The 16,024-nt window shown below is 63.0% G+C and carries 12 protein-coding genes; 8 read left to right on the forward strand and 4 right to left on the reverse strand.

The window, feature by feature from the left end; genetic code table 11:
- Positions 1-38: 38 nt before the first annotated feature.
- The 3 genes from lhgO to ACLEJU_RS09705 form a co-directional block, all read right to left on the reverse strand.
- Positions 39-1,232: an L-2-hydroxyglutarate oxidase gene (gene lhgO / locus ACLEJU_RS09695; protein ID WP_435423357.1), complete on the reverse strand. Its 1,194-nt coding sequence runs from the start codon at positions 1,230-1,232 to the stop codon at positions 39-41.
- 103 nt (positions 1,233-1,335) lie between these two features.
- Entirely contained in the window at positions 1,336-2,046 is a 711-nt protein-coding gene (locus ACLEJU_RS09700; protein WP_435423356.1) for a FadR/GntR family transcriptional regulator, read from the reverse strand.
- A gap of 178 nt (positions 2,047-2,224) precedes the next feature.
- Positions 2,225-2,578: a hypothetical protein gene (locus tag ACLEJU_RS09705; RefSeq protein ID WP_435423355.1), complete on the reverse strand. Its 354-nt coding sequence runs from the start codon at positions 2,576-2,578 to the stop codon at positions 2,225-2,227.
- 275 nt (positions 2,579-2,853) lie between these two features.
- On the opposite strand from ACLEJU_RS09705, the gene ACLEJU_RS09710 reads away from it, so the two are divergent.
- Positions 2,854-7,719, forward strand: coding sequence for an NAD-glutamate dehydrogenase (locus ACLEJU_RS09710; RefSeq protein WP_435423354.1), 4,866 nt, complete (start codon positions 2,854-2,856; stop codon positions 7,717-7,719).
- 220 nt (positions 7,720-7,939) lie between these two features.
- Here ACLEJU_RS09710 and ppsR read toward each other — a convergent pair whose 3' ends face one another.
- Positions 7,940-8,758, reverse strand: a complete 819-nt coding sequence (ppsR, locus tag ACLEJU_RS09715; RefSeq protein WP_103449905.1) for a posphoenolpyruvate synthetase regulatory kinase/phosphorylase PpsR — start codon at positions 8,756-8,758, stop codon at positions 7,940-7,942.
- Between the two features lie 190 nt (positions 8,759-8,948).
- On the opposite strand from ppsR, the gene ppsA reads away from it, so the two are divergent.
- The 7 genes from ppsA (at position 8,949) to sigX (ending at position 15,986) form a co-directional block, all read left to right on the forward strand.
- A complete protein-coding gene (gene ppsA / locus ACLEJU_RS09720) occupies positions 8,949-11,324 on the forward strand; it encodes a phosphoenolpyruvate synthase (protein ID WP_435423353.1) in 2,376 nt (791 codons plus the stop codon).
- 102 nt (positions 11,325-11,426) lie between these two features.
- Positions 11,427-12,416 carry an alpha/beta fold hydrolase gene (locus tag ACLEJU_RS09725; protein WP_435423352.1) on the forward strand — a complete coding sequence of 330 codons (990 nt, stop codon included), beginning with the start codon at positions 11,427-11,429 and terminating at the stop codon, positions 12,414-12,416.
- 191 nt (positions 12,417-12,607) lie between these two features.
- Positions 12,608-13,099 carry a ribonuclease E activity regulator RraA gene (rraA, locus tag ACLEJU_RS09730; protein ID WP_085674904.1) on the forward strand — a complete coding sequence of 164 codons (492 nt, stop codon included), beginning with the start codon at positions 12,608-12,610 and terminating at the stop codon, positions 13,097-13,099.
- Between the two features lie 27 nt (positions 13,100-13,126).
- A complete protein-coding gene (locus ACLEJU_RS09735; protein WP_435423351.1) occupies positions 13,127-14,122 on the forward strand; it encodes a zinc transporter ZntB in 996 nt (331 codons plus the stop codon).
- A 93-nt stretch (positions 14,123-14,215) separates the two neighbouring features.
- A complete protein-coding gene (locus tag ACLEJU_RS09740) occupies positions 14,216-14,479 on the forward strand; it encodes a CrfX protein (RefSeq protein WP_294334533.1) in 264 nt (87 codons plus the stop codon).
- A gap of 2 nt (positions 14,480-14,481) precedes the next feature.
- Entirely contained in the window at positions 14,482-15,306 is an 825-nt protein-coding gene (locus ACLEJU_RS09745) for a mechanosensitive ion channel family protein (RefSeq protein ID WP_159409471.1), read from the forward strand.
- A gap of 113 nt (positions 15,307-15,419) precedes the next feature.
- A complete protein-coding gene (gene sigX, locus ACLEJU_RS09750) occupies positions 15,420-15,986 on the forward strand; it encodes an RNA polymerase sigma factor SigX (RefSeq protein WP_003248665.1) in 567 nt (188 codons plus the stop codon).
- Positions 15,987-16,024: the final 38 nt, after the last annotated feature.

Genomic DNA, 16,024 nt, shown 5'->3' on the forward strand with positions numbered 1-16,024 from the left:
GTTCCTTATTGTCTTTGTAGTTGTGGGTGACGCAGATTTCAGCGGGCCTTCAGGATCTTCTCGGCGATCATCTGGCCGATGGGAATGGCCGAGGTGGCAGCCGGCGACGGGGCATTGCAGACATGCACCATGCGCGGGGTCTCGGCGAACAGGAAGTCATGCACCAGGGTGCCGTCGCGCATCACCGCCTGGGCGCGAATGCCCGCTTCGTAAGGCAGCAGGTCTGCCACTTCCAGTGATGGGCAGTACTTGCGGCACTGTTCCAGGTAACCGCGCTTGAACAGCGAGTTCTTCATCTCGGTGGTGCCGGAACCGAGGTTGTTCCAGATGGTTTTCCAGAACCCTGGGAAGCGGGCGTACTCGGCTACGTCGCGCCAGTTGACCGAAAGCTTGCGGTAGTTCTCGCGGCCAAAACCGAGCACGGCATTCGGGCCGACGGTAACGCTGCCGTCGATCATGCGTGTCAGGTGCACGCCGAGGAACGGTAGCTCCGGGTCGGGAATCGGGTAGATCAGGTGGTTGACGATCTGGTTCTTGCTGGCCGGCAGGCGGTAGTACTCGCCGCGGAAGGGGATGATCTGGTGGTCGATCTTAACCCCGGCCAGGCGCGCCAGGCGGTCGGACTGCAGGCCGGCGCAGGCCACCAGCTGGCGGGCGCGCCAGGTGTGGCTGTCGGTGCCGACGGCGACATGGTCGGCGTGCTCCTGGATGGCGCGCACGCGGGTGGACAGGTGCACCTCGCCGCCAGCCTGGCGGATCACCTTGGCCATGGCGTTGCACACGTGGGTGTAGTCGACGATACCGGTGGCATCGAGGAACAGCGCGCCCTTGCCGACGATGTTCGGTTCACGTTCAGCCAGCGCGGCGGCGTCCAGGCGCTCGACCTTCAGGCCGTTCTGCTGCGAGCGCTCGTACAGAGCCTGCATGCGTTGCACCTCCAGGTCGTTGGAGGCCACCAGCAGTTTGCCGCAGACCTCGAAGGCGATGCCGTGCTCGCTGCAGAAGTCCTTGGTCGCCTGAGCGCCACGCTTGCACAGTTCGGCCTTGAGGCTGCCCGGTGCGTAGTAGATGCCCGCATGGATCACGCCACTGTTGTGGCCAGTCTGGTGGCGGCCGAGGCTGGCTTCCTTCTCCAGGATCAGCAGAGATGCGCCCGGGCGCTGCTCAAGCAGAGCCATCGCAGTGGCGAGGCCGACGATGCCGCCGCCGATGATGCAGTAGTCGTAGGTCATGCAGGGGTACCTTGATGTTCTTGTCGGTTGATCTGCTTATCAGGTTGTCAGACTAAGTAGTGCGTAAAATGGCCCGCGTCGGGTCGCGTCGGTTTCTCCTTGGTCAGTCGAGGGCGGGGAGGTCGATCTTCAGGCGCTTGGCCGAGGCACGCAGGTGCGCTTCGGCGCAGGCCGCGGCCGCCTGGCGGTCGCCATCGGCGATGGCCTGGTACAGCGCCTGGTGCTCACGATTGGCATCGGCCGAACCACCCACCGAATGGGCAGCGGAGTTTTCCCAGGCGGTGCGACGGGCGCTGGCCAGCTGCCCACCGAGGAAGTCGTGGAAGGCCACGAAGTAATCGTTCTTGCTGGCTTCGGCAATCGCCCGGTGGAAGGCCACGTCGGCGGCCGAGGCGGTGGCGAAGTCGCTGCGCTTGTCGAGCATTTCCTGCAGGGCCTTGGCCATGTGGGCCAGGTCCTGCTCGTCGCGGCGGCGGGCGGCGATGGCGGCGGCCTGGGTCTCGATCCACAGGCGCATTTCGAACATCTGCACCTGGTCCGGTTTGCGGCCATTGCTGCCGGGGAAGCGGAACACGGTGCCGGCGGGTGTTTGCGAGATGTAGGAACCGAGACCGCGACGGGCGATCAGTACGCCGTCGGCCTTGAGCTGCGCCACCGCCTCGCGCACTACCGAGCGGCTGACGTTCAGCTGTTCGGCCAGTTGCTGTTCGGTAGGCAGGCGCGATTCGGCGGCCAGGCGGCCGGAGTCGATCTCGGCGCGGATGGCGCTGACGACCCGGTCTACCAGAGTGTCGGGGCGCTGGAGCTCTAGCATGGAAACGGTTGCCTAGTTATCAGGTTGTCAGACAATGCCTGTCGTGGGGCGGGCTGTCAACGGTTCCAGGTGGTGAAGAGGTTTGGGGTGTATGTCTTTAGAGGTTTGTTGCCTTTGAGATCGAGGGCCGCGCGGGCGGCGCTTGATCTCAAAGGCTGCAAATTCATCGGCATGCGCCTCAAAGCTCGCTGACGAAGGTGCCAGTGCCTTCGAGGATGTTCTTTAGGGTCAGCGCCACTTCCTCAAAGTCCGTCCCCGCCGAAGTCAGCACGATCTCCAGCGCCTCATCCCCTTTCAGCGCATCCCGATCCCCGGCCGCCACCTCGATCAGCAGGCGCTGCGCACTCAAGGTCACCTTCAGCCCGTCCAGGGTCGATGGCTCGTCATCCAGAGTCAGGTCGACGGTGTCTTCATCCGGATAACGGGTCAGCAGAAACATCTGCCCCTTGTCGCTGTGGCAGCACAAGGTCGCCATGTTGTCTTCCTCGTCATCGCAAGGGGTGGCGAACAGCAGGGCGGTCTTGATTTGCATGGCAACGGCTCGGGTTTCTGGAAATGAGAGGGAATTCTGACAGCCTTGCACACATCCATAAACGTAAAGTTGCCAGCCCTTGACCGAAATTGTCGCAGCCTCGCAAGCGGCAATGACCGCTCAGTCGTTAAGCTTCGGCGAGCCCTGAACGTGCCTGCCACGTTCAACGTCTGGTTTTTACCGTCCGGCTTGCCATGGGTTGGCTATTGTTGATCCGTACATGGCGGACGTGCGCGACGCTTCAACTAATACAAAGCCCAAGCGGAGTACCACAGATGGCGTTCTTCACCGCAGCCAGCAAAGCCGACTTCCAGCATCAACTGCAAGCGGCCCTGGCGCAGCACATCAGCGAACAGTCCCTGCCACAAGTGGCGCTATTCGCCGAGCAGTTCTTCGGCATCATCTCTCTCGACGAACTCACCCAGCGCCGGCTTTCGGACCTGGCCGGCTGCACCCTGTCGGCGTGGCGCATCATCGAGCGCTTCGACCCCGAGTACCCGCAAGTGCGGGTGTACAACCCCGATTACGAACGCAATGGCTGGCAGTCGACCCACACCGTGGTCGAAGTGCTGCACCACGACCTGCCGTTCCTGGTCGACTCGGTGCGCACCGAGTTGAACCGCCGCGGCTACAGCATCCACACCCTGCAGACCACGGTGCTGAGCGTGCGCCGCGGCGCCAAGGGCGAACTGCTCGAGCTGCTGCCCAAGGGCACCCAGGGCGAGGGCGTGCGCCACGAGTCGCTGATGTACCTGGAGATCGACCGCTGCGCCAATGCTGCCGAACTGACCGTGCTGGCTCGCGAGATCGAGCAGGTGCTGGCCGAGGTGCGCGTGGCGGTGGCTGATTTCGAGCCGATGAAAGCCAAGCTGCGTGATGTCGTCGCCGAAGTGGAGAACACCGTCTACGGCCCGGCCCAGCATGAAAAGGGCGAGGTGAAGGCCTTCCTCGAATGGCTGCTAGACAACCACTTCACCTTCCTCGGCTATGAAGAATTCACCGTCCGGGCCGACAGCAACGGTGGCCAGATGGTCTACGACGAACAGTCGTTCCTCGGCCTGCCGCGCCGCCTGCGGGTGGGCCTGACGGCGGAAGAACTGCGCATCGAAGACTACGCCGTGTCCTACCTCAATGAGCCACTGCTGCTGTCGTTCGCCAAGGCCGCGCTGCCCAGCCGCGTGCATCGCCCGGCCTACCCGGACTATGTCTCGATCCGCCAGCTGGATGCCGATGGCAAGGTCATCAAGGAACACCGCTTCATGGGCCTGTACACCTCGTCGGTGTACGGCGAAAGCGTGCATGCCATCCCTTACATCCGCGTGAAGGTCGCCGAAGTCGAGCGCCGTTCCGGCTTCGACCCGAAAGCGCACCTGGGCAAGGAACTGGCCCAGGTACTCGAAGTGCTGCCGCGTGACGACCTGTTCCAGACCCCGATCGACGAGCTGTTCAATACCGTGATGTCGATCGTGCAGATCCAGGAACGCAACAAGATTCGCGTGTTCCTGCGCAAGGACCCGTATGGGCGCTTCTGCTATTGCCTGGCCTACGTGCCGCGCGAAATCTACTCCACCGAAGTACGGCAGAAGATCCAGCAGGTGCTGATGGAGCGCCTGAAGGCCAGCGACTGCGAGTTCTGGACCTTCTTCTCCGAATCGGTGCTGGCGCGTGTGCAGCTGATCCTGCGGGTCGACCCGAAGAACCGCATCGATATCGACCCGCAGCAGCTGGAAAACGAAGTCATCCAGGCCTGCCGTTCGTGGCATGACGACTACTCGGCGCTGGTCGTCGAGAACTTCGGCGAAGCCCAGGGCACCAACATCCTCGGCGACTTCCCCAAAGGCTTCCCGGCGGGCTATCGAGAGCGCTTCCCGGCGCATTCGGCGGTGGTCGACCTGCAGCACGTGGTGGCGTTGTCCGAGAGCAAGCCGCTGGCGATGAGTTTCTACCAGCCGCTGACCCGCCTGGGCGAGCGCCTGCTGCATTGCAAGCTGTACCACGCGGACACCCCGCTGGCGCTGTCGGATGTGCTGCCGATCCTGGAAAACCTCGGCCTGCGCGTGCTCGGCGAGTTCCCTTACCGCCTGCGCCACGCCAGCGGGCGTGAGTTCTGGATCCACGACTTCGCCTTCACCTACAGCGAAGGACTGGACCTGGACATCCAGCAGCTCAACGACACCCTGCAGGATGCCTTCATCCACATCGTCAAGGGCGACGCCGAGAACGATGCCTTCAACCGCCTGGTGCTCACTGCCGGCCTGCCATGGCGTGACGTGGCGCTGCTGCGTGCCTATGCCCGCTACCTGAAGCAGATCCGCCTGGGCTTCGATCTCGGCTACATCGCCAGCACCCTGAACAACCACACCGACATCGCCCGCGAGCTGACCCGGTTGTTCAAGACCCGCTTCTACCTGGCGCGCAAGCTCACCAATGAAGACCTGGACGACAAGCAGCAGCGCCTGGAGCAGGCGATCCTCACGGCCCTGGACGAGGTCCAGGTGCTCAACGAGGACCGCATCCTGCGGCGCTACCTGGACCTGATCAAGGCCACCCTGCGCACCAACTTCTACCAGCCGGATGCCAATGGCCAGAACAAGTCGTACTTCAGCTTCAAGTTCAACCCCAAGCTGATTCCCGAGCTGCCCAAGCCGGTGCCGAAGTTCGAGATCTTCGTCTATTCGCCACGGGTCGAAGGCGTGCACCTGCGCTTCGGCAACGTCGCCCGCGGCGGGCTGCGCTGGTCGGACCGCGAGGAAGACTTCCGCACCGAAGTGCTGGGCTTGGTGAAAGCCCAACAGGTGAAGAACTCGGTGATCGTGCCAGTTGGCGCCAAGGGCGGCTTCCTGCCGCGCCGGCTGCCGTTGGGCGGCACCCGCGACGAGATCGCCGCCGAGGGCGTGGCCTGCTACCGCATCTTCATCTCCGGCCTACTCGACATCACCGACAACCTCAAGGACGGTGGTGTGGTGCCGCCGGCCAACGTGGTGCGTCACGATGACGACGACCCGTACCTGGTGGTGGCGGCCGACAAGGGCACTGCGACCTTCTCCGACATCGCCAACGGCATTGCCATCGACTACGGCTTCTGGCTCGGCGATGCCTTCGCCTCGGGTGGCTCGGCCGGTTATGACCACAAGAAGATGGGCATCACCGCCCGTGGCGCCTGGGTTGGCGTACAGCGCCACTTCCGCGAACGCGGCATCAACGTGCAGCAGGACCCGATCACCGTGATCGGCGTCGGCGACATGGCCGGCGACGTTTTCGGCAACGGCCTGCTGATGTCCGACAAGCTGCAACTGGTGGCGGCGTTCAACCACCTGCACATCTTCATCGACCCGAACCCGGACCCGGCCACCAGCTTCGTCGAGCGCCAGCGCCTGTTCGACCTGCCGCGGTCGGCCTGGAGCGACTACGACACCAGCATCATGTCCGAAGGCGGCGGGATCTTCCCGCGCAGTGCCAAGAGCATCGCCATCAGCCCGCAGATGAAAGAGCGCTTTGCCATCGAGGCCGATCGCCTGACCCCGACCGAGCTGCTGCACGCGCTGCTCAAGGCCCCGGTCGACCTGCTGTGGAACGGCGGTATCGGCACCTACGTCAAGGCCAGCAGCGAAAGCCACGCCGATGTCGGCGACAAGGCCAACGACGCCCTGCGGGTCAACGGCAACGAGCTGCGCTGCAAGGTGGTGGGCGAGGGCGGCAACCTCGGCATGACCCAGCTCGGCCGTGTCGAGTTCGGCCTGCACGGCGGCGCCACCAACACCGACTTCATCGACAACGCCGGTGGCGTGGACTGCTCCGACCACGAGGTCAACATCAAGATCCTGCTCAACGAAGTGGTGCAGGGTGGCGACATGACCGAGAAGCAGCGCAACCAGCTGCTCGGCAGCATGACCGACGAAGTCGCCGGCCTGGTGCTGGGCAACAACTACAAGCAGACCCAGGCGCTGTCGCTGGCCGCCCGCCGCGCCCGCGAGCGGATCGCCGAGTACAAGCGCCTGATGGCCGACCTCGAAGGCCGTGGCAAGCTGGACCGGGCCATCGAGTTCCTGCCGTCCGAGGAACAGTTGGCCGAGCGCCTGGCCGCAGGCCAGGGCTTGACCCGTGCCGAACTGTCGGTGCTGATCTCGTACAGCAAGATCGACCTCAAGGAGCAGCTGCTCAAGTCGCTGGTGCCGGACGACGATTACCTGACCCGCGACATGGAAACCGCTTTCCCGCCGTCGCTGGTCAGCAAGTTCGCCGATGCCATGCGCCGTCACCGCCTGAAGCGCGAAATCGTCAGCACCCAGATCGCCAACGACCTGGTCAACAACATGGGCATCACCTTCGTCCAGCGCCTGAAGGAGTCGACCGGCATGAGCCCGGCCAACGTCGCCGGGGCCTATGTGATCGTGCGCGACATCTTCCACCTGCCGCACTGGTTCCGCCAGATCGAGGCGCTTGACTACCAGGTGCCGGCGGAAATCCAGCTGACCCTGATGGACGAGCTGATGCGCCTGGGCCGCCGCGCCACCCGCTGGTTCCTGCGCAGCCGGCGCAACGAACAGGATGCCGGGCGTGACAGCGCGCACTTCGGGCCGAAGATCGCCCAGCTGGGGCTCAAGCTCGACGAGCTGCTGGAAGGCCCGACCCGCGAGCGCTGGATGGTGCGTTATCAGAGCTTCGTCGACGCCGGCGTACCAGAGTTGCTGGCGCGCATGGTTGCCGGCACCACCCACCTGTACACCCTGTTGCCGATCATCGAGGCCTCGGACGTCACCGGCCATGACCCGGCGCAGGTGGCCAAGGCGTTCTTCGCCGTGGGCAGCGCGCTGGACCTGACCTGGTACCTGCAGGAAATCAGCAACCTGCCGGTCGAAAACAACTGGCAGGCTCTGGCCCGCGAGGCGTTCCGCGATGACATCGACCTGCAGCAGCGGGCAATCACCATCTCGGTGCTGCAGATGGTCGATGCCCCGGAAGACATGGATGCCCGTGTGGCGCTGTGGGCCGAGCAGCACCGAGTGATGGTCGAGCGCTGGCGCGCCATGCTCGACGACCTGCGCAACGCCACCGGCACCGACTATGCGATGTACGCGGTGGCCAACCGCGAGCTGGTCGACCTGGCGCTGAGCGGGCAGGCGGCGGTGGTGCCGTCCTGAGTCAGGTACTGAGGTAAAAGAAAGCCCCGGCAGCGATGCCGGGGCTTTTTCATTGGTGCTTGCGCAATCTGTGTAGGAGCGGCCTTGTGTCGCGAAAGGGCTGCAAAGCAGCCCCGGCACTTTGAGAGGCGGAGCTGAAATCCTGGGGCCGCTTCGCGACCCTTTCGCGACACAAGGCCGCTCCTACAGGTACCGCGCAAGCCCTGATGCCGGATCAGGTTTACTTGAACCTGCGCTCGACGCCTTTCTCCACGAGGATCTTCGCCGAAATCTCTTCCACCGAGAAATGCGTGGAATTGATGTTGGGAATGTTCTCCCGGCGGAACAGGTTCTCCACCTCGCGCACCTCGAATTCGCACTGGGCGAAGCTCGAATAGCGGCTGTTGGGCTTGCGCTCGTGGCGGATGGCGGTCAGGCGGTCGGGGTCGATGGTCAGGCCGAACAGCTTACTGTGGTGCTTTTTCAGCACCGCCGGCAACTGCAGGCGCTCCATGTCGTCCTCGGTCAGGGGGTAGTTGGCGGCGCGGATACCGAATTGCATGGCCATGTACAGGCAGGTCGGGGTCTTGCCGCAGCGCGACACGCCAACCAGGATCAGGTCCGCCTTGTCATAGTAGTGGGTGCGCGCGCCGTCATCGTTGTCCAGGGCAAAGTTCACCGCCTCGATGCGTTCCATGTAGTTGGAATTGCCGCCAATCGAGTGCGATTTGCCCACGGAATACGACGAATGGGCAGTCAGTTCCTGCTCGAGTGGGGATAAAAACGAAGAAAAGATGTCGATCATGAAGCCGTTCGACGTCGCCAGGATCTCACGGATGTCCTGATTGACGATGGTGTCGAAGATGATCGGCCGCATGCCGTCGCGCTCTGCGGCAGCGTTAATCTGCTGCACCATGGTCCGCGCTTTTTCCGGGCTATCGATGTACGGACGGGTGAATTTACTGAACGGAATGCTTTCGAATTGAGCGAGCAGGCTCTGGCCCAGGGTTTCGGCGGTGATGCCGGTGCCATCGGAGATGAAGAACGCGGTTCGTTTCATTTGCGATCTGGGCCTTAAGCTGATGACGTTTCTTGGATATGATAAGTTCGGTTTGCCGAACGTGGCTGTCAGCATTCTGCCATATTTTGCGAACCTATTTTCCAGGTACAGGCCACAAGCGTCCGGCCCAGTCAACGAAGGCAGGCGGGCGCCCTTGAGTTTTTCCAATACAGTTAGTGGAGAGATCACCTTGGTAGAGTACGTAGTTTCCCTCGATAAGCTCGGCGTCCACGATGTGGAGCATGTGGGGGGCAAGAACGCATCCCTGGGCGAGATGATCAGTAACCTCGCTGGTGCCGGCGTGTCGGTGCCGGGCGGCTTTGCCACTACGGCTCAGGCGTACCGTGATTTTCTTGAACAAAGTGGCCTGAACGACCAGATCCACGCGGCCCTCGATGCGCTGGACGTGGACGACGTCAACGCCCTGGCCAAGACCGGCGCGCAGATCCGTCAGTGGGTGATGGAGGCCGAATTCCCGGCCCGCCTGGATGCTGAAATCCGCACCGCCTTCGCCGAAATGTCCAAGGGCAACGACAACATGGCCGTGGCCGTGCGTTCCTCGGCCACCGCCGAAGACCTGCCGGATGCCTCGTTCGCCGGCCAGCAGGAAACCTTCCTCAACATCCGTGGCGTCGACAACGTGATCCGCGCGGCCAAGGAAGTGTTCGCCTCGCTGTTCAACGATCGCGCCATCGCCTACCGCGTGCACCAGGGCTTCGACCACAAGTTGGTGGCCCTGTCCGCTGGCGTGCAGCGCATGGTCCGTTCGGAAACCGGCACCGCCGGCGTGATGTTCACCCTCGACACCGAGTCGGGCTTCCGTGACGTGGTGTTCATCACCGGCGCCTACGGCCTGGGTGAAACCGTGGTGCAGGGTGCGGTCAACCCTGACGAATTCTATGTGCACAAACAAACCCTGGAGGCTGGCCGCCCGGCCATCCTGCGCCGCAACCTGGGCAGCAAGGCGATCAAGATGGTCTATGGCGACGAAGCCAAGGCCGGCCGTTCGGTCAAGACCGTCGAGGTCGACCGCGCCGATCGCGCCCGCTTCTGCCTGAGCGACGACGAAGTCAACGAGCTGGCCAAGCAGGCGATGATCATCGAGCAGCACTACCAGCGCCCGATGGACATCGAATGGGCCAAGGACGGTGACGACGGCAAGCTGTACATCGTCCAGGCCCGTCCAGAGACCGTGAAGAGCCGCGCCAGCGCCAACGTCATGGAACGTTACCTGCTCAAAGAAAAAGGCACCGTGCTGGTCGAAGGCCGCGCCATCGGCCAGCGCATCGGCGCCGGCAAGGTCCGCGTGATCAACGACGTGTCCGAGATGGACAAGGTGCAGCCGGGCGATGTACTGGTCTCCGACATGACCGACCCGGACTGGGAGCCGGTGATGAAGCGCGCCAGCGCCATCGTCACCAACCGCGGCGGGCGTACCTGCCACGCGGCGATCATCGCTCGTGAGCTGGGCATCCCGGCCGTGGTCGGTTGCGGCAACGCCACCCAGATCCTCAAGGATGGCCAGGGCGTGACCGTATCCTGCGCCGAAGGCGATACCGGCTTCATCTTCGAAGGCGAGCTGGGCTTCGACGTCAAGCAGAACTCGGTGGACGCCATGCCGGAACTGCCGTTCAAGATCATGATGAACGTCGGCAACCCGGACCGCGCCTTCGACTTCGCCCAGCTGCCTAACGCAGGTGTGGGCCTGGCGCGCCTGGAATTCATCATCAACCGCATGATCGGCGTGCACCCCAAGGCGCTGCTGAACTACGCCGGCCTGCCAGCCGACCTGAAAGAAAGCGTCGACAAGCGCATCGCCGGTTACAACGACCCGGTCGGCTTCTATGTCGAAAAACTGGTCGAGGGCATCAGCACCTTGGCGGCGGCCTTCTACCCGAAAAAGGTCATCGTGCGCCTGTCGGACTTCAAGTCCAACGAGTACGCCAACCTGATCGGCGGCAAACTGTACGAGCCGGAAGAAGAAAACCCGATGTTGGGCTTCCGCGGCGCCTCGCGCTACATCAGCGAGTCGTTCCGTGACTGCTTCGAGCTCGAGTGCCGTGCGCTGAAGCGTGTGCGCAACGAAATGGGCCTGACCAACGTCGAGATCATGGTGCCGTTCGTGCGCACCCTGGGCGAAGCCAGCCAGGTTGTCGACCTGCTTGCCGAAAACGGCCTGGCCCGCGGTGACAACGGCCTGCGCGTGATCATGATGTGCGAGCTGCCGTCCAACGCGATCCTCGCCGAAGAGTTCCTCGAGTACTTTGACGGCTTCTCGATCGGTTCCAACGACCTGACCCAGCTGACCCTGGGCCTGGACCGCGACTCGGGCATCATTGCCCACCTGTTCGACGAGCGTAACCCGGCCGTGAAAAAGCTGCTGGCCAACGCCATCCAGGCGTGCAACAAGGCTGGCAAGTACATCGGCATCTGCGGCCAGGGCCCATCGGACCACCCGGACCTGGCCAAGTGGCTGATGGAGCAGGGCATCGAAAGCGTGTCGCTGAACCCGGACTCGGTCCTGGAGACCTGGTTCTTCCTGGCCGAAGGCCAGGGCGCGGCCTGATGCGGTAAATTGCGGGGGCGCGTCTGGCGCGCCCCCGCCTGGTTTTTTCCAGGGCGAGTTCCAGTGATGGATCACGCCCTTTTTTGTGCACCAAGCAACCTTATGCAAAGCAGCAGCAACCTTTTTCCCGTGGCCTTGCTCAGTGCCGAGCGCCGCGGTGACCTCAGCGAAGACGTATACCGGATCAAGGCCGGCAACGGCCCTGACCCCAGCGTCGAACTCGCCGTAACCCGCCTGGGCCTGGCTGATCAAGGCCGGCCCCAAGGCGAGCCGGTGATTCTGCTGCATGGCAGTTTCTCCAACCGGCGCTTCTGGTATTCGCCCAAGGGCATCGGCCTGGGGGCCTATCTGGCGCGGGCCGGGTTCGATGTGTGGATCCCGGAGATGCGCGGCCACGGCCTGTCACCGCGCAACCGCAACTGGAAGTACAACAGCGTGGCCGACTACGCCCGCGACGACCTGCCGCTGATTGCGGAGTTCGTGCGCGAGCAGTCTGGCCAGGTGCCGCACTGGGTTGGCCATTCCCTGGGGGGAACCACCTTGGTGGCGGCCCTGGGTGGCGGCTTCCTCGAGGCCGGGCAGGTGGCCAGCGTGGCGCTGTTCGGTACCCAGATCAGCCGTGTCTACTGGCCGCTCAAGGTACCGCCGCTGACCTGGGGGGCGAAAATGCTGCTCAAGCGTTGGGGGCAGATTTCCGGGCCGCGGTTCAAACGTGGGCCAGAAGACGAGCCAATCGGCCTGGCCCTTGAGAGCATGCGCTGGCATGGCCTGTTCGGGCGCTTTGGCGACAAGCAGAACGACTGGTGGGCGGGGCTGGCCGACGTGGATGTACCGTTGCTGGCGGTAGCCGGTGGGGGGGACTTTCAGGACCCGGTGTGGGCTTGCCGCAAGCTGTTCGATCAGCTGGGTGGCGAGCGTAAGCAGTTCATGCGCCTGGGCCGTGAAGAAGGTTTCGAGGCCTTTGGGCATGTCGACATGCTGGTGAGCAAGGCGGCGCAGGTGCAGGTCTGGCCGTTGGTGGAGCGCTGGTTGCGCGATCCGCTGTTGCCGGTGCATGAATCGACGGTAGCTGAGTTGGCCAGCGCCGTGTAGGAGCGGCCTTGTGTCGCGAAAGGGCCGCAGCGGCCCCTGGATTTCAGCAGCGGTGCGTGAAATGCTGGGGCTGCTTCGCATTCCTTTCGCGACACCAGGCCGCTCCTGCACCGGTCCCGGATGACTGCGACAGCTTCTACGGTGTAGCCTTGGCCGATACCCGCTTTCGTTGTGACTGACAGGAGCTCCCCATGCAGCATTACGTAACGCCCGACCTGTGTGACGCCTACCCGGACCTGGTACAGGTGCTGGAACCGATGTTCAGCAACTTCGGTGGCCGCGATTCCTTCGGGGGTCAGATCGTCACCATCAAGTGCTTCGAAGACAACTCCCTGGTCAAGGATCAGGTCGAGCTCGACGGCAAGGGCAAGGTCCTGGTGGTCGACGGAGGCGGCTCGCTGCGCCGTGCACTGCTCGGTGACATGCTCGCTGAAAAGGCCGCCAAGAACGGTTGGGAAGGCCTGGTGATCTACGGCTGCGTGCGAGACGTCGACGTGCTGATCCAGACCGACGTCGGAGTGCAGGCGCTGGCCAGCCACCCGATGAAAACCGACAAGCGTGGTATCGGTGACCTCAACGTGGCGGTGACCTTTGCTGGCGTCACCTTCCGCCCGGGCGAGTACCTGTATGCCGACAACAACGGCGTGATCATTTCGCCAAGCCCGCTGAAAATGCCGGAGTGATGCGCCGTACGCGCTGATGGAGCTTTGATGTTCGAGGAAGACAACGCGCAGTGGGGGCTGGTGCATGCCCTGGTGCTCGATGGTAAAGGCAGCGCGCGTTCGATCGCCCGGACCGAGCTGGACGACCTGCAGCTGCAGCCACACGAAAGCCTGTGGCTGCACTGGGATCGCAGTCATCCGCAAACCCGCACCTGGTTGCTGCAGGACAGTGGCCTGAGCGAGTTCGCCTGCGACCTGCTGTTGGAGGAAAACACCCGGCCACGGCTGTTGCCGCAGGCCGCAGAGCAGCTGCTGCTGTTCCTGCGCGGGGTCAACCTCAACCCGGGCGCCGAGCCCGAGGACATGGTTTCGGTACGCATCCATGCCCAGGCGCAGCGCGTCATTTCGCTGCGTTTGCGGCCGTTGCGTGCCAGCGATGAGGTCCTTCAGCAGCTTGAAGAGGGCAGAGGGCCGAAATCGGCGTCTGAACTGTTGCTGTTGATGGGCGAGCTGCTGACCGAGAAGGTCCAGAGCCTGGTCAGCGACCTCTCGGAACTGGTCGATGACGAGGAAGAAAAGGTCGAATCCGACGAACGGTATACGCCGGAGCATGGCAGCCTGCAGCAGATTCGTCGCCGCGCCGCGGGGTTGCGCCGGTTTCTGGCGCCACAGCGGGAGATCTATGCCCAGCTGTCGCGCAGCAAGTGGAGCTGGTTCTGCGATGCCGACGCGGATTACTGGAACGAGCTGAACAACAGTTTGATCCGGTACCTCGAAGAGCTCGAACTGACCCGCGAGCGGGCTGCGCTGGTGCTGGAAAGCGAAGACCGTCGGCGCAGCGAGCGGATGAACCGGACCATGTACCGCTTTGGCATCATCACCTGCATCTTCCTGCCCATGAGTTTCATCACCGGGCTGCTCGGCATCAATGTCGGCGGCATTCCGGGGTCGAGCAACCCTTATGGCTTCCTGCTGGCCTGCATCGTCGTGCTTGGCCTGGCGGTGGGGCAGTGGTGGTTGTTCCGGCGGTTGCGCTGGGTATGAAGATGCTGTGTCATCCTGAAACATTCGTTCCAATGCGATGTGTGACCCATCGCCCGGCCACCTCGTCTCTGAGTGACACTGCGCGAGGTGCCTATGCACGATCCGTTTGAAGAATCCCTGCGTGACCTGCTCAAGGCGTCGCCCTCCGGTGAGGAGCGAGACGATGCCGCGTGCCTGGGTCGCGTGCTGAAAACCGCCAACCGCCAGGTCGGTGCCGGTGATCTGTTCAGCCTGCTTGGCCGCTGGAGCCAGGCGCTGCTGATCGCCGTGAACAATGGCTCGGCGCATGTTGCGCCGGTGCGTCGACACTCTACCCGCAACGCTGCCACTGGCAGCAAAGCAGATAAGGCCGATTGAATATGGAACTCGATCTCTGGACCCAGAGCCTGGTCACTGCGATGACCGCCCTATGGACCAAGGTAGCGAACTTCATCCCCAACCTGTTCGGCGCGCTGGTCGTGGTGCTGCTCGGTTTCGTGGTGGCCAAGCTGCTCGATACACTGCTTTCCAAACTCCTGGCCAAGTTCGGCCTGGACCGCCTGATGGCCGGCACCGGGGCGACCAAGATGCTTGGCCGGGTTGGCATCCAGGTGCCGATCTCGACCTTGATCGGCAAGGTCGTCTATTGGTTCGTATTGCTGATCTTCCTCGTCTCGGCCGCTGAATCGCTGGGCCTGGAGCGGGTTTCGGCAACCCTCGACATGCTCGCCCTGTACCTGCCCAAGGTGTTCGGCGCAGCCCTGGTACTGCTGGCCGGCGTGCTGCTGGCGCAGGTGGCCAACGGCCTGGTACGCGGCGCTGCTGAAGGGATCGGCCTGGAATACTCCGCAGGCCTGGGGCGCATCACCCAGGGGCTGGTGATCATCATCAGCATCTCGGTGGCCATCAGCCAGCTCGAGGTCAAGACCGACCTGCTCAACCACGTGATCGTCATTGGCCTGATTACCGTTGGTCTGGCCGTTGCGCTTGCCATGGGCCTTGGCAGCCGCGAAATCGCCGGGCAGATCCTGGCCGGCATCTATGTTCGTGAACTCTACCAGGTCGGCCAGCAGGTGCGGATTGGAGAGGTTGAAGGAATGATCGAAGAGATCGGCACGGTCAAGACGACGCTGTTGACCGATGATGGCGAACTGGTGTCGCTGTCCAATCGCGTGCTCCTCGAGCAGCGAGTCAATAGCCGCTAACCGCACAAAAGCTGTTAATGTATGCCGCCGCGAAAATCGCCCCATGGGGCTGAGCGGCGACATTGACCTGACTGTCGGCCAGATCCGTTTTGAATAAAGTTCATTCGCCGCCCATGCGTTATGACCCCCGCGAGCTCACCGACGAAGAGTTGGTGGCGCGTTCGCATGAGGAGCTGTATCACGTAACCCGCGCCTATGAGGAACTCATGCGGCGCTACCAGCGGACCCTGTTCAACGTCTGTGCGCGTTATTTGGGGAACGACCGCGACGCTGACGATGTCTGTCAGGAAGTGATGCTGAAGGTGCTGTACGGTCTGAAGAACTTCGAGGGCAAGTCCAAGTTCAAGACCTGGCTCTACAGCATTACCTACAACGAATGCATTACCCAGTACCGCAAGGAGCGTCGTAAACGCCGGCTGATGGATGCCTTGAGTCTGGACCCCGTAGAAGAGGCGTCCGAAGACAAGGCTCCGAAACCGGAAGAGAAAGGCGGGCTGGACAAGTGGCTGGTGCATGTGAACCCGATCGATCGGGAAATTCTGGTGCTGCGTTTTGTCGCGGAACTGGAATTCCAGGAAATCGCCGATATCATGCACATGGGCTTGAGCGCAACGAAAATGCGCTACAAGCGCGCGCTAGACAAGCTTCGTGAGAAATTTGCAGGGCTGGATGAAACTTAGTCCCTTGTAAATATCTCTAACGGATCGGCGAGTTCTGC

The organism is Pseudomonas sp. SMN11 (assembly GCF_052041945.1).
Taxonomy (GTDB): Bacteria; Pseudomonadota; Gammaproteobacteria; order Pseudomonadales; family Pseudomonadaceae; genus Aquipseudomonas.